Consider the following 18,921-nt stretch of genomic DNA (forward strand, 5'->3'; position numbering starts at 1 on the left):
TGCGGCATCGGGACGGGGTCCGCGCTTGCCCAGCACACCGATCGGGCTGGGCCCGGTCATCACCCGGGGCACCCCACCGCGAACTCGACGAGGGTTGCCGGCCAGCAAGCCGGGGCTGAACGCTGGCACTCGTGACCTGCGGGCAGCATAGCGGCAACCGATGCGACCGGACCAGCCGGCGGCGGATGGCTACGCTGACCGCATGGCCGACACCCCGCCCGGTACGCCCCTGCCGTCGCCGCCCGCGCCCGTGGCTCCGTCCGTCGGCGGAGCGCCCCGGATGCCGCTGCGCCGGCTGGGCTGGCGGCGGTTCTTGGCGTTGGCCGGGGTGGTGCTGCTCATCGCCGCCTGCGCGGTGTTCATGGTCTTCAGGCTCGGCCAGTCGCTCGGCGCGCAGGCACTGCTGATCGGGGTGGCCGCCGCCATCCTGCCGGTGCCGGTGCTGGTCGCCTGCTTCCTCTGGCTGGACCGGTACGAACCGGAGCCGTTGAAGTATCTGATCTTCTGCTTCGCCTGGGGAGCATTCGTCTCCACCGCCGCCTCGCTCACGGTCAACGAATTCGCCGCCAACCGGTTCGCCGCCTGGGGGCTGCCCGACGCGCTCACCGGCGTGCTGGTGGCGCCGTTCATCGAGGAGTTGACCAAGGCGCTGGGCCCGATCCTGCTGCTGGTGTTCCGGCGACGGGAGTGGTCCGGGATCACCGACGGCCTGGTCTACTGCGGGCTGTCCGCGGTCGGCTTCGCCATGGTGGAGAACATCCTCTACCTGGGTGGGCTGGGCTACGCGTCCGGAGCCGACCGGTACGGTCCGGTGACCGGCGTCAACCAGGTCATCTCGATCTTCATCCTGCGGATCCTGCTGTTCGGGTTCGCCCATCCGCTCTTCACCTCGATGACCGGTGTGGGGCTGGGCATCGCGGCGCGGACGGCCGACCGGCGGGTCCGGGTGCTCGCCCCGATCGCCGGCCTGCTGCTGGCGATGATGTTGCACGGCACGTGGAACCTGCTGCCCACGCTTACCCAGGCCACCGGCGAGGCGTTGATCATGCTGTACGGCTTCCTGGGCCTGATGGTGCCGGTCTTCTTCGGCATGGTGGGTTTCGCGGTGTGGTTGCGCGCCTGGGAGGGGCGGCTCACCGAGCGGACCCTGCCGGACTACGTCCGCGCCGGTTGGCTGAGCCCACCCGAGGTGGCGGCGCTGAGCAGCCTCGGCCGGCGGCACGCGGCCCGCAGTTGGGCGCGGCGGGTGGCCGGCGACGCCGGGGTGCGGGCGATGCGCGGCTACCAGTCCGCCGCCACCCGACTGGCCCTGCTGCGCGACGGCTCGCTGCGCGGCCTGGACCGCAAGCCCGCCGACCAGGAACGGACCGCGCGGGAGGAGCGGGAGCTGCTGGACGCGATGAACGCGTACCGGTCGTTCTTCGTCGGCCGGGACCCGCAGGCCCCGACGGGGGTCTGGGACGGCAGCCGCTACCACCTGCGCTTCCCGGACGGTACGCAGCGGCCGGTGGAAGCGCCGGACGACCCGGTGGTGCCGATCCCGGTGGTGCTGGCCCCCGCGCCACCGCCTCCGGTGGGCTACGCCCCGCCCGGTTGGCCCGGCCCGCGCTCGGCGGCGCCGTGGCCCACGGGACACCCCTGACGGCAGGCGCCCCCGGCCGGCGGCCTCACGTCATCAGCGAGGTGAGGAAGTCACCGAAGCCCTGGAACATCGCCATCAGCGCACCACCGATGGCCTTGAAGATCTGCGCGGCGCCGTCCGGCCGGAAGGCCATGAAGTAGATCAGGAACGCAACACTGCCCCAGGTCAACAGCTTCTTCACGAATACTGGCATCGTCCCTCCCCAGGGCCACGGTCGCCGGATGGCTTCCCGTCGTGCGGCCGGGCAAACGATGCGCGGCGCGGCCTGCTGGCCGGGGGAGGTGCGTCAGAGGTAGAGGCCGGTGGGGTCGTTCTCGATCCGCTCGGCGGCCACCGCGTGCACGTCGCGCTCCCGCAGCAGCACGTACCCGCGGCCGTGCAGCTCGACCTCGGAGCGGTCGTCGGGGTCGAAGAGCACCCGGTCGCCGGACACGATGGCGCGCACGTTCGGCCCCACCCCGACCGCCGTGGCCCAGGCGAGGCGCTTACCGACCTGGGCCGTCGCCGGGATGACGATGCCGGCGGTGGAACGGCGCTCGCCCTCGCTGCCCTCCATCCGCACCAGCACTCGATCGTGCAGCAGGCGGATCGGCAGGCCGGCGTCCAGATCATTGTCCGCGGTCACGCCGCAGACGCTACCGTGTGGCCGACGACGGGTCCGCCGGTGGTTACGCCGGTGGTGGTCGGGGCATTGTGTGGCGGAACTGCCCTACGGTGTCCGGAACGGACGTATGCTGTCCGACCTGTCGCTGTGGGCGGGCCGGTTTAACTGCCAGGAGGTGCGCTTGAGCCGCTTCGAGCGGGTACGCGGGCGGCTTCGTCGCGCCTACCAGTCACGACAGGAGTCGGCCCCCGCCGACGAGGGCATTTCGCCCGACGAGTTGGGTGACGTGTCGGACGCCGCACGGGTGGCGTCGCCTGCCGTGCCGGGGCCGACCGCACCGCCGACGGCCTCGGTCTTCGGCGCGGAACCTCCGGTGGACCTGCACAGCTCGACCTCCAGCCGGGACGACGCCGACGTCCCGCACGGGCTGCGGATCGCCGCCGCCTGGTGCTGGCGGCTGATCGTGATCGGTGTGGTGGCCTGGGCCCTGCTCAGGATCGTCAGCACCGTCAAGATCGTGATCATTCCGCTGGCCATCGCGCTGCTGCTCTCCGCGCTGCTCGCGCCGGCGGTGGGCTGGCTGCTGCGGGCTCGGCTGCCCCGGTCGCTGGCGACGGCGGTGGTGCTGGTCGGCGGTCTCGCCGCGGTGATCGGCACGCTGACGCTCGTGGTGAACGAGTTCATCCGAGGTGTGCCCGAGCTGAGCGAGAAGTCCTCGGAGGGCGTCCGGCAGATCCAGAACTGGCTGAAGACGGGCCCACTGCACCTCTCCGACACGCAGCTCGACCGCTACATCGACGAGGCGCAGGCCTGGATCAACGACAACACCTCCAAGTTCACCAGCGGCGCCCTGAGCACCGCCGCCACCCTGGCCGAGGTGCTGACCGGCACGCTTCTGGTGCTCTTCGCGACGTTCTTCTTCCTGCGCGACGGCAACCGGATCTGGCGCTTCCTGGTCCGGCTGCTGCCGGTGGCCGCCCGGTGGAAGGTCGACGACGCGGGCCGCGCCTCCTGGCACACGCTCGGCGCCTACGTGCGCGCGACAGTCCTGGTGGCCTTCATCGACGCGGTCGGCATCGGCATCTTCCTGGTCGTCTTCGACATCCCGTTCGCCTTCCCGCTGGCCGCGCTCGTCTTCCTCGGCGCGTTCATCCCGATCGTCGGCGCGGCGCTCTCCGGTGGCGTGGCGGTGCTGGTGGCACTCGTCGACAGCGGCCCGGGTATCGCGTTGATCATCCTCGGAGCAGTGATCCTCGTGCAGCAGGTGGAGGGCCACATCCTCCAACCGCTGATCATGGGACGAGCGGTCGCCCTCCACCCGCTCGCGGTGATCATCGGCATCGCCGCGGGTGTCGTACTCGCCGGCATCACCGGAGCGCTGGTCTCCGTGCCGCTCATCGCGGTGCTGAACACCGGGGTCCGCCGGCTCGCCGCCCGCAGGGTCCCGGACACCCCGCCCGACGCGGTGGTCGTCGCCTCCCAGGCACCCTGACCCCGCGCCGTCCCAAGATCACGCACGATCGTGGAAACAGTGGCCTCCCCGCTCGGGGAGGCCACTGTTTCCTTGTTGTAGCGCGATCTTGACGGCGCGGCGTGGCGTGGCGCGGCTGGGTCAGGACTTGGCGAGGCGTTGCAGGGCGCCTCGGGCCACCTCGGGGCGGGTCGTGTACCAGAACGGCGGCAGCGAGCGGCGCAGGAACGGCCCGTAGCCACGGGCCGTCTCCAGCCGGGAGTCGAGCACCGCGACCACGCCCCGGTCGCCGGTCGCCCGGATCAGCCGGCCCACACCCTGAGCCAGCCGGACCGCCGCGATCGGCACGCTGACCGCCGAGAAGCCGGAACCACCGCCCGCGTCCACGGCCGCGGCACGGGCCGCCGCCAACGGCTCGTCCGGGCGCGGGAACGGCAGCCGGTCGATGACGACGAGCTGGCAGGCGTCACCCGGCACGTCCACGCCCTGCCAGAGCGACATCACGCCGAACAGGCAGCTCGCCCGCTCCTCCCGGAACCGGCGGACCAGCAACGGCAGCGCCTCCTCGCCCTGCAACAGCACCGGCAGGTCGGTCCGCGCGCGCAGCAGCTCCGCCGCCTGCTGCGCGGCCCGCCGAGAGGAGAAAAGCCCGAGAGTACGACCACCGAGCGCCTCGACCAGCCCGAGTAGCTCCTCCCCGGCGGCGTCGGGCAGCCCGGAGACGCTGGGGCGGGGCAGGTGCGCGGCGACGTACAGGATCCCCTGCCGGGCGTAGTCGAACGGCGAACCAACGTCGAGTGAGCGCCAACCGGGACCCTCGGTCGCCGGTACGACAGCACTCGGGGCGGCGTCGCCGGCGAGCCGACGGCCCGGTGACTCGGCGACCGGGCGACCCGTGCCGGTGCGGGCAGCCAGTGCGGCGGCGGCGGGGGTCGGCGGGGCGGGCGGCGGGGCGTCCAACCCGAGGGCGCGGGCCACCGTGTCGAACCGACCGCCCAACGCCAGGGTCGCGGAGGTGGCGACGACGGTGCGCTCGTCGTACAGGTGGGTGGCGAGGGTGCCGGCCACCGACAGCGGCGCGACGACAAGCGCCCGACGGCTGCCGCTGTCGTTCTTCTCCACCCAGGCCACGTCGTGGTCGCCCTCCTCGAGCAGCCGCTGGGCGGTGGTGGACAGCTCGTCCAGGGCAGCCTTGGCCTGCTGCTTGCGGACCGGGTCGGGGTCGTCGGACTTGATGTCGCCGATCGCGTCCAGGGCGGAGCGGGTCGCCGCGTCGAGCAGCGTGCACGCCTCCCGCAACGGCGTCGGCAGCCCGGCGGTGAGTCGCCCGGCCGGCGCCTCGGCCAGCCCGACCGCGAGGGCGTCACCGGCGGCGGTGAGCGCCTCGGCGGTCTCCGGCCGCAGCAGCGTACGGGCCCGCCGGGTGGTCCGGTCGATCAGCTCCGGCACCAGCTCCGCCTGCGCCGCGGAGGAGACCCGGTCGGCCAGCTCGTGTGCCTCGTCGACGATGAGCAGCTTGTGTGGCGGCACGATGTGCCGGTCGGCGAGCATGTCGACAGCGAGCAGGCTGTGGTTGGTCACCACGATGTCGGCCTCGCGGGCACGGGCGCGGGACGCCTCGGCGAAGCACTCCTGCCCGAACGGGCAACGGGTCGCGCCGACGCACTCGCGGGCCGGCATGGACACCAGCCGCCAGGCCTGGTCGTCGACGCCGGGGTCCAGCTCGTCGCGGTCGCCGGTGGCGGTCTTCTCGGCCCAGTCGCGCAGCCGCTCGACCTGCTTGCCCAACCGGCCCGCCTCACCGAGCCACTTCGTGCCGCCCCCCGGCCGGGCCGCGGGGGCGTCGAAGAGGGTGTCCTCCGGTTCCTCCTCGGTGGAGTTGTCCAGTCGGGCGAGGCAGAGGTAGTGGTGGCGACCCTTGAGCACCGCGAAGGTGGGCCGGCGCCCCAGCACCGGCTCGACCGCGTCGGCCAGCCGGGGCAGGTCGTGGTCGACCAGTTGGGACTGCAACGCCAGGGTGGCGGTGGAGACCACCACCGGGCCGTCCACGGTGAGCGCCGGCGCGAGGTAGGCAAGCGACTTGCCGGTGCCGGTGCCGGCCTGCACGAGCAGGTGCTCGCCGCCGGCCACGCACTCCTCGATCGCCGTGGTCATCTGCTGCTGGCCGGGGCGTTCCGCGCCGCCGGGCACCGCGCCGACCGCCGCCGCCAGCAGCTCCGTGCCGCTGGGCCGGGCACCCCGCCGCCGGCCCTTGGCGCGGGCCGACGGAGTGGCGGAACCGGTGGTGCTGCGGGGCGGAGTCACCGTGCGACGGTACCCGCCGCCGCCGACACCGGCCGTGCCCCTCCGCCGCGTGGCGCGCCACGGGCCACGCTGGTCGTCCAGGTCGCGCCGTCCGGTTACCGCCGCACTACGACGGGTGGGCAGTATCGGTTAGGGTGCGAATCATGCCGAGCGACATGGTCCGCGTGATCTACCGCAAGTACGACGGCAGCGCCCACCGCGACTACCCGGCCCGCCGGCTCACCGAGGACGACCTCGGCATCTGGCTCGGCGTGCCCCAGGGCACCGAGTCGGTCTACCACGGCCGGCCGTCGGTGGAGAAGATCCCGTTCGTTCTGCTGGTGCCGCACCGCGCCTGGTGGACGGCCATGTTCAACCCCCCGCCCCGCACCAGCGAGGTCTACTGCGACATCACCACCCCGGCCCGCTGGGAGTCCGACGACACCGTCCACCTGATCGACCTGGACCTGGACGTCGTCCGGCGTCGGGCCACCGGCCTGGTGGAGCTGCTGGACGAGGACGAGTTCGCCGAGCACCGGGCGCGCTTCGGCTACCCGGACGACGTGGTCGCCGAGGCCGAGGCGGCGGCGCAACGGCTCTTCGGGGCGCTCGGCGACGGCACCGAGCCGTTCGCCACCTCGTACCGCAAGTGGTTGGGCCTGGTGGTCTGACGCCGCACGCCCGGCCGGCTCACCAGCGCGGTGGCCAGCGGTCGCCGTCGCCGAGCGGGGGCAGGTCGGCCAGCTTCTCCGGGTTGATCTGGTTGTAGATGGCGGTGATCCGGCCCTGGTCCACGGCGAACACGGTGACCAGGCGGATCGGCCGCCCGTCACTGTGCACGGTCTCCATCTGCAGGCCGAGCGCGCCGTCGACGAGCACGAGCCGGGCCAGCACCCGTCCGGCGTAGCGGCCGGTCCGACCGAATAGGCCGAGCGTGAAGCGACCCACGGCGTCCGCGCCGACGACCGGCTGGCGGGCCGAGGGGTAGTGCCCGCCCGAGTCACCGACGAAGACCACGTCCGGCGCGAGCACCTGGAGCAGTTGGTCCAGCTCGCCGGACTCGGTGGCGGCGACGAACGCTTCGAGCACCCGGCGCTGCTCGGCCAGGTCCGCGGTGTGCCGGGGCACGTCCGGCGCGGTGACCGCCCGACGTGCCCGGTAGGCGAGCTGCCGGGCGGCCACCTCGGTGGTGCCGAGCACGTCGGCGACCCGGGCGAACGGCATCGCGAACACGTCGTGCAGCACGAGCGCGACCCGCTGCTCCGGCGCGAGTCGCTCCAGCACGACGAGCAACGCCGTGCCGACCTGGTCGGTGCGGACCGCCCGTTCGGCCGGGTCCGGCGCGTACCCGTCCGTGAGCGCCGCCGCGCCCAACGGGCTCACCACCGGCTCCGGCAGCCACTGCCCGGGGTACGTCTCCCGGCGGACCCGCGCCGAACGGAGCACGTCCAGGCAGATCCGGGCGCAGGTGGTGGTCAGCCACGCGGACAGCTCGCGGATCTCGGCGCGGGCGCTCGGGTCGGCGAGAGCTCCGGCGTAGCGCAGCCAGGTCTCCTGCACGGCGTCCTCCGCCTCACTGCGGCTGCCCAGCATCCGGCGGGCCACCGAGAGCAGCCGCCCCCGCTCGGCCTCGAACTCCGTCGCCAGATCCTGCACGACCCACCACCCTCCCCGCCGGCACCGCCCAGACGTCCATCCTCCCGCCGACCGGGCGCGCCGGCAGCCCCGCGTCCGACGGCGGGCCGACCCGCGGACCGTGCCGACCGGTGGTGGGGCGGGGTGGGCCTCGACGGGCGGATCGCCTGCGATTGGGCGATGATCCGTGGATGAGCGCACCCCAGCAAGGGCAGATCGTGGCACCGGACGGCGGTTCCGTGCGGGAGTTGCTGCGGGTCACCGCACCTGTGGATCTGGGCGCGGTCGACCCGCGGTCCACGCCCGGCGTGCCGAGTACGGCGGGGCGCGGCGAGCACCGTAAGGCCTGGGCGCGGGAGCAGGTGGAGCTGGTCGGCGGCGAGCTGGCCCGGCAGCAGGAAATGCTCTACGCGATGGCCAAGACCGGGTCGGATCGCCCGGCGCGCCGGGTGCTGCTGGTGCTGCAGGCGATGGACTGCGGTGGCAAGGACGGCACGATCAAGCGGGTGGCCGGCGCGATGAATCCGCTGGGCCTGCACATCCGCTCGTTCGGGCCGCCGACCCGCCAGGAGTTGCGGCACGACTTCCTGTGGCGGATCCGGCGGGAGTTGCCGCCGCCGGGGTACGTGGGGATGTTCAACCGATCGCACTACGAGGACGTGTTGATCGCCCGGGTCGGCTCGCTGGTGCCGGAGGCGACCTGGCGAGCACGCTATGACGAGATCAACTCGTTCGAGCGGGAGTTGACCGAGGGGCGGCTGACCGTGCTCAAGGTGATGCTGCACATCTCGTACGCCGAGCAGGGCAAGCGCCTGTTGGAGCGGCTCGACGACCCACGCAAGCACTGGAAGTACAACCCCTCCGACGTCGACTCCCGGTCGCACTGGGACGACTACCAGGCCGCGTACGCCGAGGCCCTCAGCCGGTGCGGCACGGACGCCGCGCCCTGGTTCGTGGTGCCGGCGGACCGTAAGTGGTACCGGGACTGGGCGGTGGCTCATCTGCTGCGTGAGACGTTCGACACCCTCGACCTGGGGTATCCGGCTGCCGATTTCGACGTCGATCGTGAGCGGGAGCGATTGGTTGCTGGGGGAGTGGATGCGGGTGGGACGGCCGAGATGAACAGCAGGTGAACGAGCGGTGAATGAGGCTTGGCCAGGGGTGGGCCGGCGAATTCGCGGTTCTACCGGCTCCTAGCATTCACCGAGCGGACGTTCTTCGGGCTCCGCCACCCTTCCACCGACGCGACGAGGTCTGTGCTGTGAAGTTTTCCTTCCGCCCCACCGAGGGCGCCTTCTACGAGCTCTTCACCAGGGCCGCGCAGAACCTGGTCCGGGGCACCGCGCTGCTCAACGAGCTGGCCCTGCCGGGTGTGGACGTCCAGTCCGTCAGCGAGCGGCTGACCGAGGTCGAGCACGACAGCGACCAGATCACCCACGACCTGTACAAGAAGATCAACTCGACGTTCATCACGCCGTTCGACCGGGAGGACATCTACCGGCTCGGCTCGCTGCTCGACGACGTGATGGACCACCTGGAAGCGGTGGGCGACCTGCTCTACCTCTACGGGCTGACCGAGCTGCCGGCGCTGCCCCGCGAGCTGCACGAGATGGTCAACGTGCTCGACCAGCAGGCCAAGCTGACCGCCGACGCGATGCCCCGACTGAAGTCGATGAAGGATCTTGAGGACTACTGGATCGAGTGCAACCGGCTGGAGAACGAGGGCGACCGGATCAACCGGCAGTTGCTCGTCCGCCTCTTCTCCGGTGAGTACGACGCGTTGACGGTGCTGAAGATGAAGGAGGTCGCCGACGAACTGGAGGCCGCCTGCGACGCCTTCGAGCACGTGGCCAACACGGTCGAGACCATCGCGGTCAAGGAGTCCTGAGCCGGTGACCTTCACACCCGAACTCATCGCCGTCCTGGCGGTGATCGGGGTAGCCCTGGCGTTCGACTACACCAACGGCTTCCACGACGCCGCCAACGCGATCGCGACAAGCGTCTCCACCCGGGCGCTGACCCCCAGGATCGCCCTCGGTCTCGCCGCGGTCGGCAACTTCGTCGGCGCGCACTTCGGCGCCGGCGTCGCCAAGACCGTCGGCGACGGCCTGGTCACCCTCCCGACCGGGGTGAACAGTCTCGGCGTGGTCTTCGCCGGGGTGCTCGGGGCGATCGCCTGGAACCTGATCACCTGGTACTTCGGTCTGCCCTCGTCGTCCTCGCACGCCCTCTTCGGCGGCCTGGTCGGCGCGACCCTGCTGTCCACCGGCGGCATCGTGCAGTGGGGCAACATCGGCGAGAAGGTGCTGCTGCCGATGGTGCTCTCGCCGATCGTCGGCCTGACCCTCGGCTACCTGCTGATGCTCGCCATCCTCTGGCTGTTCCGGAAGGGGCAGCCGGGCAAGCTCAACCGGGGCTTCCGCTGGGCGCAGACCGTCTCGGCGGCGGCCATGTCGGTCGGTCACGGCATGCAGGACGCCGCCAAGACCATGGGCATCGTCGTGCTGGCGCTCTACACCGGCGGCTTCCAGGAGAGCAAGACGCACATCCCGGGCTGGGTGTTCTGGACCTCGGCGACGATGCTGGCCCTGGGCACGTACGCCGGCGGCTGGCGGATCATCCGGACCCTCGGTCGCAAGATCATCGACCTGGGGCCGCCGGAGGGCTTCGCCGCCGAGACGGTCGCCAGCGCGGTGCTCTACTTCAACGCCCTGGTGCTGAAGGCCCCGATCTCCACCACCCACACGATCACCTCGGCGATCATGGGTGTCGGCGCGACGAAGCGGCTCTCCGCGGTCCGCTGGAACGTCGCCGGCAACATCGTGCTCGCCTGGATCATCACGTTCCCGGCCGCAGCGCTGATCGCCTGCGTCACCTACCTGCTGGTCCGGCCGCTCTTCGGCTGACCGGACCCGGCACCTAAACGGCCCCGGTCACCGCGACCGGGGCCGTTCGGGTCACTCGTACCGGACGCCGATCTGCTCGCGCACCGTGTCCAGCAGCGCCATCACCTCAAGGGTCGTGGAATGCGGCACCACCGGGCTCTCGGTCAGCCCGGCGGCCAGGCAGCGCTGCACCTCGATCGCCTCGTACTGGTAGCCGTTGCCGGCCCCGTCGGCAACGATCGTCTCCGGCTCCGCGCCGGCCCGGTGCAGGACCACGGAACCCGGCCGGAAGAACGGCTCCGGCAGGTCGATCCGTCCGGTGGTGCCCGTGATCGAGGCGGTCTGCCCGCTCAATCCGACCATGCCGCAGCTCAGCGTTGCCAGCGCTCCGCTGTCGTAGCCGAACAGCATGCCGGTGTTCTCGTCCGTCCCCTCCGGGCCGAGCTGCGCCCAGGAGCGGATGTGCTGCGGCACGCCGAGCAGCAGGTGGGCCAGGCTGATCGGGTAGATCCCCAGGTCGAGCAGGGCGCCCCCGCCCAGCGCGGCGTTGCGCATCCGGTGCTCCGGCGGGAACGGCCCGGCCACCCCGAAATCGGCCCGGACGCCGGTCACCGTGCCGATCGCCCCGTCCGCGATCAGGTCGACCACGCGCAGGATCAGCGGATTCAGCCGCATCCACATGGCCTCCATCAGGAAGACCCCGGCGGCGCGGGCGGTGTCCACCAGTTCGGTGCTGGTGGACAGGTCGAGGGTGAACGGCTTCTCCAACAGCACCGCCCGCCCGGCGGTCAGGCAGGTCATCGCCGCCTCGTGGTGCGCGGAGTGCGGGGTCGCCACGTAGATCGCGTCCACCTCCGGGTCGGCGGCCAACTCCACCCAGGAGCCGTACGCGCGCTTCGCGCCGTAGGTGTCGGCGAACCGCCGCGCGCTCTCGACGGCGCGCGAGCCGACCGCGACCAGCTCGGCGTCCGGCACCAGCCGGAGGTCTTCGGCGAAACGGCTGGCGATGTGGCCGGTGGCCAGGATGCCCCAACGAGTCATGCAGGGCACGCTAGCCGAGCCAGCTAAACCCGCCACTGCCCCCACCCACCCGACGAGGCTGGCGCGCTGCCGGCGGTCGCGCTGCCGCGAACTAGGCTCGCGGGCATGACGATCGACAGTGACGGCTTCGCCGCCCCGGCCGCCCTGGTCGAGCACGCCCGCCGGTTCCAGGCCGAGGGCGGCACCCCGGCGACGCCGCGGGTCGCCGCCACCGTGCTGCTGCTGCGTCCGACCGACGTCGACTTCGAGGTGTACGTCATCCGCCGGGTCGCCGCGATGACCTTCGGCGGGATGTACGCCTTCCCCGGCGGTGGGGTGGACCGCTCCGACTCCGCTGCACACCTGGACTGGGCCGGGCCGGCACCCGCCGAGTGGGCCGGGCGGCTCGGGGTGACCCCGGAAGCCGCGCAGGCCGTCGTCTATGCCGCCGCCCGGGAGGTCTTCGAGGAGGTGGGCGTGCTGCTTGCCGGCCCGGACCCGGCGACCGTGGTGGGCGACGTCAGCGGGGACGACTGGGAGGCCGCCCGGCAGGACCTGGAGGGGCGCCGGCTGGGCTTCGCCGAGCTGCTCGCCAACCGGCAGCTCACCCTGCGGTCGGACCTGCTGCTGCCGTGGAGCCGGTGGATCACCCCGGAGTTCGAGCCGCGTCGCTTCGACACGTACTTCTTCGTGGCCCTGCTGCCGGCGGGCCAGCGGACCCGCGACGTCTCCGGCGAGGCCGACCACACCCTGTGGATACGCCCGGCGGACGCGCTGGCCCGCGCGCAGGCCGGCGAGCTGACCATGCTGCCACCGACCCTGGTCACGCTGGCCCAGGTGGCGGCGGCCGGTGACCTGGCCGGGGTGGCGCGAGCGGCGGCCGATCGGGACGCCGCCAGCCCGGTCACCCCACGCCTGGACCTGCCCCCGGACGGCGCACCCCGCTTCGTCCTGGGCTGACCGGGAGTTGCCGCGCTGCCCGCCGGGCTCGCTCCTACCGAAAGATCGCGCTCGAACATGGAAGTAGTGGCCTCCGTTGCACGGTGAGGCCACCACATTCCTGATCGAGCGCGATCCTGGGTAGGGGTATGCGGCTCAGCCGAAGCGGCCGGTGATGTAGTCCTCGGTCTTCTTCACGCTCGGGTTGCTGAAGATCTTCTGGGTGTTGTCGTACTCGATCAGCCGGCCCGGGTCGCCGGTCTTCTCGATCGAGAAGAAGGCGGTCCGGTCCGACACCCGCGCGGCCTGCTGCATGTTGTGCGTCACGATGATGATCGTGAACTTGTCCTTGAGCTGGAACATCAGGTCCTCGATCGCCAGGGTGGAGATCGGGTCCAGCGCCGAGCACGGCTCGTCCATCAGGACGACCTGCGGCTCGACCGCGATGGTCCGGGCGATGCAGAGCCGCTGCTGCTGACCGCCGGAGAGGCCCGCGCCGGGCTTGCCCAGCCGGTCCTTGACCTCGTCCCACAGGTTCGCCGAGCGCAGTGCCTTCTCGGCCGCGTCCTCCAGGATCGACTTCCGGCGGACGCCGTTGAGCTTCAGCCCGGCCACCACGTTCTCGAAGATGCTCATGGTGGGGAACGGGTTCGGCCGCTGGAAGACCATGCCGATCGTGCGCCGGACCGCGGTGACGTCCACGTCCCGGTCGTAGATGTCCTGGTCGTCGATGGTCAGGCTGCCCTCGACCCGGGCGCCCGGCAGCACCTCGTGCATGCGGTTGATCGACCGCAGGAACGTGGACTTGCCGCAACCGGACGGCCCGATCAGGGCGGTGACGGTCTTCGGCTCGACGGTCAGGTTGATGTTCTCGATCGCCTTGAAGCCGCCGTAGTACGCGGTGACGTTCGAGGCGGAGACGCGCTTGGCCATGGTGGTACCTCCGGGGTTCATCGGCTGAGCCTGTTGCGACGGGCCAGCAACTTCGCCGCGATCGTCAGGATGAGCACGAGGGCGACCAGGGTGAGTGCCGCGGTCCACGCCCGTGCCGGTGCGTACTTCGACGCGTCACCGGCCTGCTGGTAGACGAAGAGGGACAGCGACGACTGGCTGTTCTCGAAGGGGTTCGTGTTGATCGCGGCGCCGCCGCCGGCGACCAGCAGCACCGGTGCGGTCTCGCCGGCCGCGCGGGCGATGGCGAGCATGACGCCGGTGACGATGCCGGGCAGTGCCGTCGGCACCACCACCCGCAGGATGGTCTTCCACTTGGGTACGCCGAGCGCGTACGCGCCCTCGCGCAGTGGCGCCGGGACGAGGCGGAGCATCTCCTCGGTGGACCGGACGATGGTGGGCAGCATGAGCACGCTCAGCGCGAGCGCGGCGGCGAAGCCGGAGAAGCTGGGCCGGCCGTCGTTGAACCACGGCGACACGACGAGCACCCAGAACGCCAGCACGAAGAGGCCGGAGACGATCGACGGGATGCCGGTCATCACGTCCACGAAGAACCGGATCGCGAAGGCGAACTTGCCCCGCCCGTACTCGACGATGTAGATGGCGCAGAGAACGCCGAGCGGGACGGTGATCAGGGTGGCGATGCCGACCTGCTCCAGCGTGCCGACGATCGCGTGGTACGCGCCGCCGTTGGCGTCCCGGGCCCCGATGTTGTTCATCGAGGTCTGGAAGAAGTTGCCGTCCAGCCGCTCGGTGCCCTTGCTGACCAGCGTCCAGACCACCGAGATGAGCGGCAGCACCGCCAGCACGAACGCGGAGTGGATCAGCGCGCTCCAGGTGCGGTTGCGGGCCGACCGGCGCCCCTCGACCGCGTTGGCCGCGGCGAAGAGCCCGACCAGGTAGAGCACCGCGCCGAGGACGACCACGAGGACCGGGCCGCCGATGTCGGTGCCGTAGACGAGCACGGCGGAGAGCGCCAGGGCCGCCACGGCGATGGCCGGGGCGGCGTACCAGGGCAGTCGCCTGGCCCGCAGCGAGTCGGGCTGGGCCGGGGGCCGGGTGCGGTGGGAGGTGACGGTTGTGGTCATGCGGCCGACTCCGTGAACTCCCGGCGGCGGTAGATGATCGCCCGCGCCGTGATGTTGACGATCAGCGTGATGGCGAACAGCACCAGGCCGGAGGCGATCAACGCGCCCCGGCCGGTCTCGTTCGCCTCGCCGAACGCGTTGGCGATGTTGGCGGCGATGGTGTTGCCGCCGTTCTGGATCAGGTTGAACGAGATGTTGAAGGTGATGCCGAGGGTCAGCGCCAGGGCGATGGTCTCGCCGAGCGCCCGGCCGAGGCCGAGCATCATCGCGGCGATGATGCCGGGGCGGCCGTACGGGAGCACCGCGGTGCGGAGCATCTCCCAGCGGGTGGCGCCCAGGGCGAGGGCGGCTTCCTCGTTCGCGGTCGGCGTCTGGAGGAACACCTCGCGGGAGAGCGAGGTGATGATCGGCAGCACCATGATCGCGAGCACCAGAGCGCCCAGCATGACGGACGCCCCGAAGGGGCCGTCACCGCCGAAGAGCGGGATCCAGCCGAAGTGCTGGTTCAGCCAGACCGAGAAGTCCCGCACCGGGCTGCTGAAGACGTCCCGCCCCCACAGACCGAAGACCACGCTCGGTACGGCGGCCAGCAGGTCGACCAGGAAGCCGAGCGCGGTGCCCAACCGGCGCGGCGCGTAGTGCGAGAGGTAGAGCGCGATACCGAGCGCCACCGGCACCGCGATGAGCAGTGCGAGCGCCGAGCTGAGCACGGTGCCGAAGGCGAGCGCGCCGATGCCGAACTTCGGCTGGGTTTCGTTGGGGGACCAGCCCTCGTAGGACCAGAAGTTCTCGGTGTTGGCGCGGAGGGCCGGCACCGCCTTGGCGACCAGGAAGATCGCGATGGCGGCGATGATGACCAGAACGGCGGTGCCGGCGGCCAGGGTGAGACCGCGGAAGGCCCGCTCGGCGCCGAACTTACGGCTGCGCGGCAGCGCGCCGCCGCCGCCCAGCTCGGTGCCGCCCGGGGAACGGGTGCTGACTGGTGCCTCGGCCACACGCGCCGAGGCACCGGCGGACCACTCGTGACTCTGAGTCACGTGCGTCCCACCGGTGCCGGCGTCGGCCGAGCGGTGAGGGGTTTCACCCATCTGCTCGCTCGATTCGGTTGCGGAGGTGTGGAATCGGGTCAGGAGAGGTTCTTGACCGCGGTCTCGACCTTGGTGCGGACCGTCTCCGGCAGCGGGGCGTAGCCCAGCTCGGTGAGAGAGGCCTGGCCCTCGGCGCTGGCGGCGTGGCCCAGCAGGCCCTTGACCAGCTTCAACTTGTCGGCCGCGAGGCCCTTGCTGCAGACGACCTCGTACGTCGCCAGGACGATCGGGTAGGCCCCGGTCTCCTTGGTGTTGTAGTCGATCGACAGCTTGAGGTCGTCGCCCTGGCCGTCGACCTTGGCGCCGGCGATGGTCTTGCCGGCCGCCTCGGCGGTCAGCGCGGCGAACTCGCCGTTGCCGTTGCCGATCTTGGACATCTTCAGGCCGGCGTTCTCGGCGAACGACCACTCCATGTAGCCGATGGAGCCGTCGGCAGCCTTGACCTTGCTGGCCACGCCGTCCGAGCCCTTGGCGCCGGTGCCGCCCGGGGCCTTCCACGCCTTGGCGTTGCCCAGGGTCCAGTCGCTCTCAGCGGTCTTCGAGAGGTACTTGGTGAAGTTGTCGGTGGTGCCCGACTCGTCCGAGCGGTGGATGGTCTGGATCGTGGTCGCCGGGAGCTTGGCGTCCGGGTTGTCGGCCTTGATCGTGGCGTCGTCCCACTTGGTGACCTTGCCGGCGAAGATCTTCGCCAGGGTGGCCGGCTTGAGCTGGAGGTTGTCCACGCCGCTGACGTTGTAGGCGACGGCCACCGGGCCGATCACCATCGGCAGGTGGATGGCCTTGCCACCGACGCACTTGGCGTCCGCCTGCGGCTGCTCCTCCGGCTTGAGCGCGGAGTCGGAGCCGGCGAAGTCGGCGGTCCCGGCGATGAACGCCTGGATGCCGGCGCCGGAGCCGGAAGCCTCGTAGTTGATCGTGGTGCCCTGGCACTTCTGCTGGTACGCCTTGATCCACTCGGCCATGGCGTTCTTCTGCGCCGACGAGCCCTGGGCGTTCAGCGTGCCGGTAGCGCAGTCGACCGCGGCGGCCGAGCCCGAAGCGTTCGCGCCGGAGGCGGGCCCGTTGTTGTCCGAGCCGCATGCACTGAGGCCGAGCGTCGCGGCAAGAGCGAGGCAGGCAATAGTGCCGTACCGCTGGAGCTTCACCTGAGGGGTTTCCCTTCGCGTCTGACTTGGCGCCCCGATCCCGGGGCCCGAGGACCGGCACTGACCGGCTGACACGAAAGTTAGAAGTGCCAGGTAGCCGGTTCGCCGGTCGTAAGTGAACGCGAGGTGAACACGTACGGCCGCCGAGATGACCGCTTGCTGAGGGCGAGTTGTCCGTTAAGTGAACCCGGATACACCTGTCGGAAGTATGGGTATATTTCCGGTTCGCCGTTATGCCGCCGAGGCCCGGCCGTTACCGCGCGGTGACCGGCCGGGGAGCGGGTCGACGGTCAGCCCAGGTGGTAGTTGATGTGCGCGGACCAACGGGCGAAGCCCAGCCGCTCGTAGAGCGCGACGGCCCCGGCGTTCGACTCGTCCACGTAGAGCATCACCCGGTCCAGGCCCCGCTTGTCCCGCAGGTACGCCAGCCCGGCGGTGGTCAGGGCCCGGCCGAGCCCGCCGCCGTGCGCGGTCGGCTCCACGCCCAGCACGTACACCTCGCCGATCCGGGCCGACCCCGGGCGTTCGTGCACCTTGGTCCAGTGGAAGCCGAGCAGTCGACCGGTGGCGGTCTCCTCGGCGAGCAGGAAGCCGGCCGGGTCGAACCACGGCTCGCCGAGGCGGACGCGCAGGTCGTCCGAGGTCCACCGCCCCTGCTCGGGGTGCTCGGCGAAGGCGCGTGAGTTGAGGATCAGCCACGCCGCGTCGTCCGACCCGGGTCGGAACGCGCGCAGCGCCACCCCGTCGGGCAGGCGCGGCTCACCCAGCGGAGCGGCCAGGGGGCGGCGCAACTGCCAGAGCACCCGCGCCCGGGTGAACCCGAGGTCGACGCCGAGCGCCGCGGCTGACGGGTGGTCGCCGTGCGCCCACGCCCGCAGCGGCCCGGTGGCCGAGGCGAGTACGCCCCGGGCCAGCGCGCGACCGGTGCCCCGGCGTCGGTACGCGGGGTGCACCACCAGCTCGACCCCGATCCCGCCGACCGGGTCGGTGGTGTCGAGGTGCGCGTACCCGGTGAGGGTGCCGTCGTCGGCGCGGGCGATCAGGTGCAGGGCCGGGGCGTCCGGGTCACGGAGGCGGAGCAGGACGTGCTCGTCCAGCGGGTCGGCGCCGTCGGTGTCGCCGGCGGCGCTGGCGAGGGCCAGTATCTCGCCGATCTCCGCCGGCGCCAGTCGGTCGGTCCGGGTCACCTGGTCGCTGGTCGGCTCCGCGCTGCTCATTCCGCCACCGTATCCGCTGCGTGTCCGGACGAATCTCCAACGCGGCGGGTCGTCGTCTGGGAGCGCCGCAGGCCGGCCAGGGGCGTGACCGCTCGCGCCAGCATCGGCGCGGACCCGGACGCCGCGCCTCACGTCGGGTCGGTGGGCAGCGCCTCCAACTCGAACCTCGCGGTCAGGTCGGGCAGGATCCGGCGCAGCGCGTCCACGGTGCCCTGCCGGTTCCCGCCGGCGTCGTGCAGCAGCACCACCGAGCCCGGTTCGGCCTGCGTCAACACGGTCGCGGTGATCTTGCCGGCGCCGGGCAGTTCCCAGTCCGACGGGTCCACCGACCAGTGCAGCGGGGTCATGCCGAGTTGCCGAGCCACCGACACCACGGGGTACGTCCACGCGCCGCCCGGCTGGCGGTACCAGACGATCGGAGCGTTCGGCACCGCCGCCCGGATCGCCGCGTTGGTGCGCAGCAGGTCGGCGCGGATCGCGTCGGCCGAGCGGGCACCCAGGCCGACGTCGTGGTGCCACGAGTGGTTGCACAGGGTGTGCCCCTCGTTGACGATCGCCTGGATCAGGTCGGGGTGGTTCTGCGCGTTCTCGCCGACCACGCAGAACGTGGCGTGCACGTCGTACTCGCGCAGGAGGGCGAGGACCTGTGGGGTGTAGCGCGGGTCGGGGCCGTCGTCGAAGGTCAGCGCGAGACGCGGAGAGCCGGAGGTGGCGTGCGCGCCGAACAGGTTGTCGGTGCCCGTATTCGGCGCCGACCCGTCCTGACCGGTCTCGGCGGGGCCGGTGCTGGCGCTCGGGGTGCCGCTCGGCTCGCCACCGCTGGGCTGGTCGGCGTAGTGCGGCCCGTCGGCACCTGTCGTGGCCCCGGTGGAGAGCCCCGGAACCTGATCGGGCACGAGACTGCGGCCCAGCGCGTACGCCGAGCCGAGCAGTGCCGCCACCACCACGGTCAC

Annotated in this window: 18 protein-coding genes and 1 riboswitch; of the genes, 7 read left to right on the forward strand and 11 right to left on the reverse strand. The window is 71.7% G+C overall.

Going from position 1 to position 18,921, the window contains the following annotated elements:
* Positions 1–16: 16 nt before the first annotated feature.
* A riboswitch (SAM riboswitch) is annotated at positions 17–137 on the reverse strand.
* 23 nt (positions 138–160) lie between these two features.
* Complete coding sequence (locus tag AB0A90_RS27975) at positions 161–1,642, forward strand: PrsW family intramembrane metalloprotease (protein WP_357253740.1); 1,482 nt, start codon at positions 161–163, stop codon at positions 1,640–1,642.
* Positions 1,643–1,667: 25 nt separating this feature from the next.
* On the opposite strand, the gene AB0A90_RS27980 is transcribed toward AB0A90_RS27975, so the two are convergent.
* Together AB0A90_RS27980 and AB0A90_RS27985 are read right to left on the reverse strand one after the other, a co-directional pair.
* Positions 1,668–1,835 (reverse strand): hypothetical protein, encoded by a 168-nt coding sequence (locus AB0A90_RS27980; protein ID WP_357253742.1) that lies wholly within the window; start codon positions 1,833–1,835, stop codon positions 1,668–1,670.
* A 93-nt stretch (positions 1,836–1,928) separates the two neighbouring features.
* On the reverse strand, positions 1,929–2,267 hold the full coding sequence (locus tag AB0A90_RS27985) for a co-chaperone GroES (protein ID WP_355027574.1): 339 nt from the start codon (positions 2,265–2,267) through the stop codon (positions 1,929–1,931).
* A gap of 106 nt (positions 2,268–2,373) precedes the next feature.
* On the opposite strand from AB0A90_RS27985, the gene AB0A90_RS27990 reads away from it, so the two are divergent.
* Entirely contained in the window at positions 2,374–3,738 is a 1,365-nt protein-coding gene (locus AB0A90_RS27990) for an AI-2E family transporter (protein WP_357253743.1), read from the forward strand.
* Between the two features lie 120 nt (positions 3,739–3,858).
* Here AB0A90_RS27990 and AB0A90_RS27995 read toward each other — a convergent pair whose 3' ends face one another.
* Positions 3,859–6,021: an ATP-dependent DNA helicase gene (locus tag AB0A90_RS27995; protein ID WP_357253745.1), complete on the reverse strand. Its 2,163-nt coding sequence runs from the start codon at positions 6,019–6,021 to the stop codon at positions 3,859–3,861.
* A 143-nt stretch (positions 6,022–6,164) separates the two neighbouring features.
* On the opposite strand from AB0A90_RS27995, the gene AB0A90_RS28000 reads away from it, so the two are divergent.
* Positions 6,165–6,671 carry a DUF402 domain-containing protein gene (locus tag AB0A90_RS28000; RefSeq protein WP_357253747.1) on the forward strand — a complete coding sequence of 169 codons (507 nt, stop codon included), beginning with the start codon at positions 6,165–6,167 and terminating at the stop codon, positions 6,669–6,671.
* 19 nt (positions 6,672–6,690) lie between these two features.
* Here the strand turns inward: AB0A90_RS28000 and sigJ are convergent, their stop codons facing one another.
* Positions 6,691–7,656, reverse strand: a complete 966-nt coding sequence (gene sigJ, locus AB0A90_RS28005) for an RNA polymerase sigma factor SigJ (protein WP_357253749.1) — start codon at positions 7,654–7,656, stop codon at positions 6,691–6,693.
* 170 nt (positions 7,657–7,826) lie between these two features.
* On the opposite strand from sigJ, the gene AB0A90_RS28010 reads away from it, so the two are divergent.
* The 3 genes from AB0A90_RS28010 to AB0A90_RS28020 all read left to right on the forward strand — a co-directional run bounded on the left by AB0A90_RS28010 (position 7,827) and on the right by AB0A90_RS28020 (position 10,541).
* On the forward strand, positions 7,827–8,768 hold the full coding sequence (locus tag AB0A90_RS28010) for a PPK2 family polyphosphate kinase (RefSeq protein ID WP_357253751.1): 942 nt from the start codon (positions 7,827–7,829) through the stop codon (positions 8,766–8,768).
* A 128-nt stretch (positions 8,769–8,896) separates the two neighbouring features.
* The gene (locus AB0A90_RS28015; RefSeq protein WP_053655020.1) at positions 8,897–9,523 is read left to right on the forward strand and encodes a DUF47 family protein; all 627 of its coding nucleotides are present in this window, start codon (positions 8,897–8,899) and stop codon (positions 9,521–9,523) included.
* 4 nt (positions 9,524–9,527) lie between these two features.
* Entirely contained in the window at positions 9,528–10,541 is a 1,014-nt protein-coding gene (locus AB0A90_RS28020) for an inorganic phosphate transporter (RefSeq protein WP_357068198.1), read from the forward strand.
* Positions 10,542–10,592: 51 nt separating this feature from the next.
* Here the strand turns inward: AB0A90_RS28020 and AB0A90_RS28025 are convergent, their stop codons facing one another.
* Positions 10,593–11,561, reverse strand: coding sequence for a Gfo/Idh/MocA family oxidoreductase (locus tag AB0A90_RS28025; protein WP_357253753.1), 969 nt, complete (start codon positions 11,559–11,561; stop codon positions 10,593–10,595).
* Between the two features lie 105 nt (positions 11,562–11,666).
* Here AB0A90_RS28025 and AB0A90_RS28030 point away from each other — a divergent pair, with 105 nt between their 5' ends.
* A complete protein-coding gene (locus AB0A90_RS28030) occupies positions 11,667–12,500 on the forward strand; it encodes an NUDIX hydrolase (protein ID WP_357253755.1) in 834 nt (277 codons plus the stop codon).
* Between the two features lie 135 nt (positions 12,501–12,635).
* On the opposite strand, the gene pstB is transcribed toward AB0A90_RS28030, so the two are convergent.
* From pstB to AB0A90_RS28060, 6 genes are all read right to left on the reverse strand, one after another.
* Entirely contained in the window at positions 12,636–13,412 is a 777-nt protein-coding gene (pstB, locus tag AB0A90_RS28035) for a phosphate ABC transporter ATP-binding protein PstB (protein ID WP_355027583.1), read from the reverse strand.
* Between the two features lie 17 nt (positions 13,413–13,429).
* On the reverse strand, positions 13,430–14,518 hold the full coding sequence (gene pstA / locus AB0A90_RS28040) for a phosphate ABC transporter permease PstA (RefSeq protein ID WP_357253757.1): 1,089 nt from the start codon (positions 14,516–14,518) through the stop codon (positions 13,430–13,432).
* The gene (gene pstC / locus AB0A90_RS28045; RefSeq protein ID WP_357253759.1) at positions 14,515–15,606 is read right to left on the reverse strand and encodes a phosphate ABC transporter permease subunit PstC; all 1,092 of its coding nucleotides are present in this window, start codon (positions 15,604–15,606) and stop codon (positions 14,515–14,517) included. The genes pstA and pstC overlap by 4 nt, the downstream gene beginning before the upstream one ends.
* 38 nt (positions 15,607–15,644) lie before the next feature.
* On the reverse strand, positions 15,645–16,751 hold the full coding sequence (gene pstS / locus AB0A90_RS28050; protein WP_357253761.1) for a phosphate ABC transporter substrate-binding protein PstS: 1,107 nt from the start codon (positions 16,749–16,751) through the stop codon (positions 15,645–15,647).
* Positions 16,752–17,041: 290 nt separating this feature from the next.
* Positions 17,042–17,968 carry a mycothiol synthase gene (mshD, locus tag AB0A90_RS28055; protein WP_357253763.1) on the reverse strand — a complete coding sequence of 309 codons (927 nt, stop codon included), beginning with the start codon at positions 17,966–17,968 and terminating at the stop codon, positions 17,042–17,044.
* A gap of 128 nt (positions 17,969–18,096) precedes the next feature.
* Positions 18,097–18,921: a polysaccharide deacetylase family protein gene (locus AB0A90_RS28060; RefSeq protein WP_357253765.1), complete on the reverse strand. Its 825-nt coding sequence runs from the start codon at positions 18,919–18,921 to the stop codon at positions 18,097–18,099.

Source organism: Micromonospora sp. NPDC049204 (genome assembly GCF_040647935.1).
GTDB lineage: Bacteria > Actinomycetota > Actinomycetes > Mycobacteriales > Micromonosporaceae > Micromonospora.

Excerpts from the sequence above, each read along its gene's own strand:
- AB0A90_RS28010 (WP_357253751.1), top strand. The coding sequence starts at position 7,827 with ATGAGCGCACCCCAGCAAGGGCAGATCGTGGCACCGGACGGCGGTTCC.
- AB0A90_RS27990 (WP_357253743.1), top strand. The coding sequence starts at position 2,374 with ATGCTGTCCGACCTGTCGCTGTGGGCGGGCCGGTTTAACTGCCAGGAG.
- AB0A90_RS28030 (WP_357253755.1), top strand. The coding sequence starts at position 11,667 with ATGACGATCGACAGTGACGGCTTCGCCGCCCCGGCCGCCCTGGTCGAG.
- AB0A90_RS28000 (WP_357253747.1), top strand. The coding sequence starts at position 6,165 with ATGCCGAGCGACATGGTCCGCGTGATCTACCGCAAGTACGACGGCAGC.
- AB0A90_RS27975 (WP_357253740.1), top strand. The coding sequence starts at position 161 with ATGCGACCGGACCAGCCGGCGGCGGATGGCTACGCTGACCGCATGGCC.
- AB0A90_RS27980 (WP_357253742.1), bottom strand. The coding sequence starts at position 1,835 with ATGCCAGTATTCGTGAAGAAGCTGTTGACCTGGGGCAGTGTTGCGTTC.
- pstB (WP_355027583.1), bottom strand. The coding sequence starts at position 13,412 with ATGGCCAAGCGCGTCTCCGCCTCGAACGTCACCGCGTACTACGGCGGC.
- pstA (WP_357253757.1), bottom strand. The coding sequence starts at position 14,518 with ATGACCACAACCGTCACCTCCCACCGCACCCGGCCCCCGGCCCAGCCC.
- pstC (WP_357253759.1), bottom strand. The coding sequence starts at position 15,606 with ATGGGTGAAACCCCTCACCGCTCGGCCGACGCCGGCACCGGTGGGACG.
- mshD (WP_357253763.1), bottom strand. The coding sequence starts at position 17,968 with ATGAGCAGCGCGGAGCCGACCAGCGACCAGGTGACCCGGACCGACCGA.
- AB0A90_RS28025 (WP_357253753.1), bottom strand. The coding sequence starts at position 11,561 with ATGACTCGTTGGGGCATCCTGGCCACCGGCCACATCGCCAGCCGTTTC.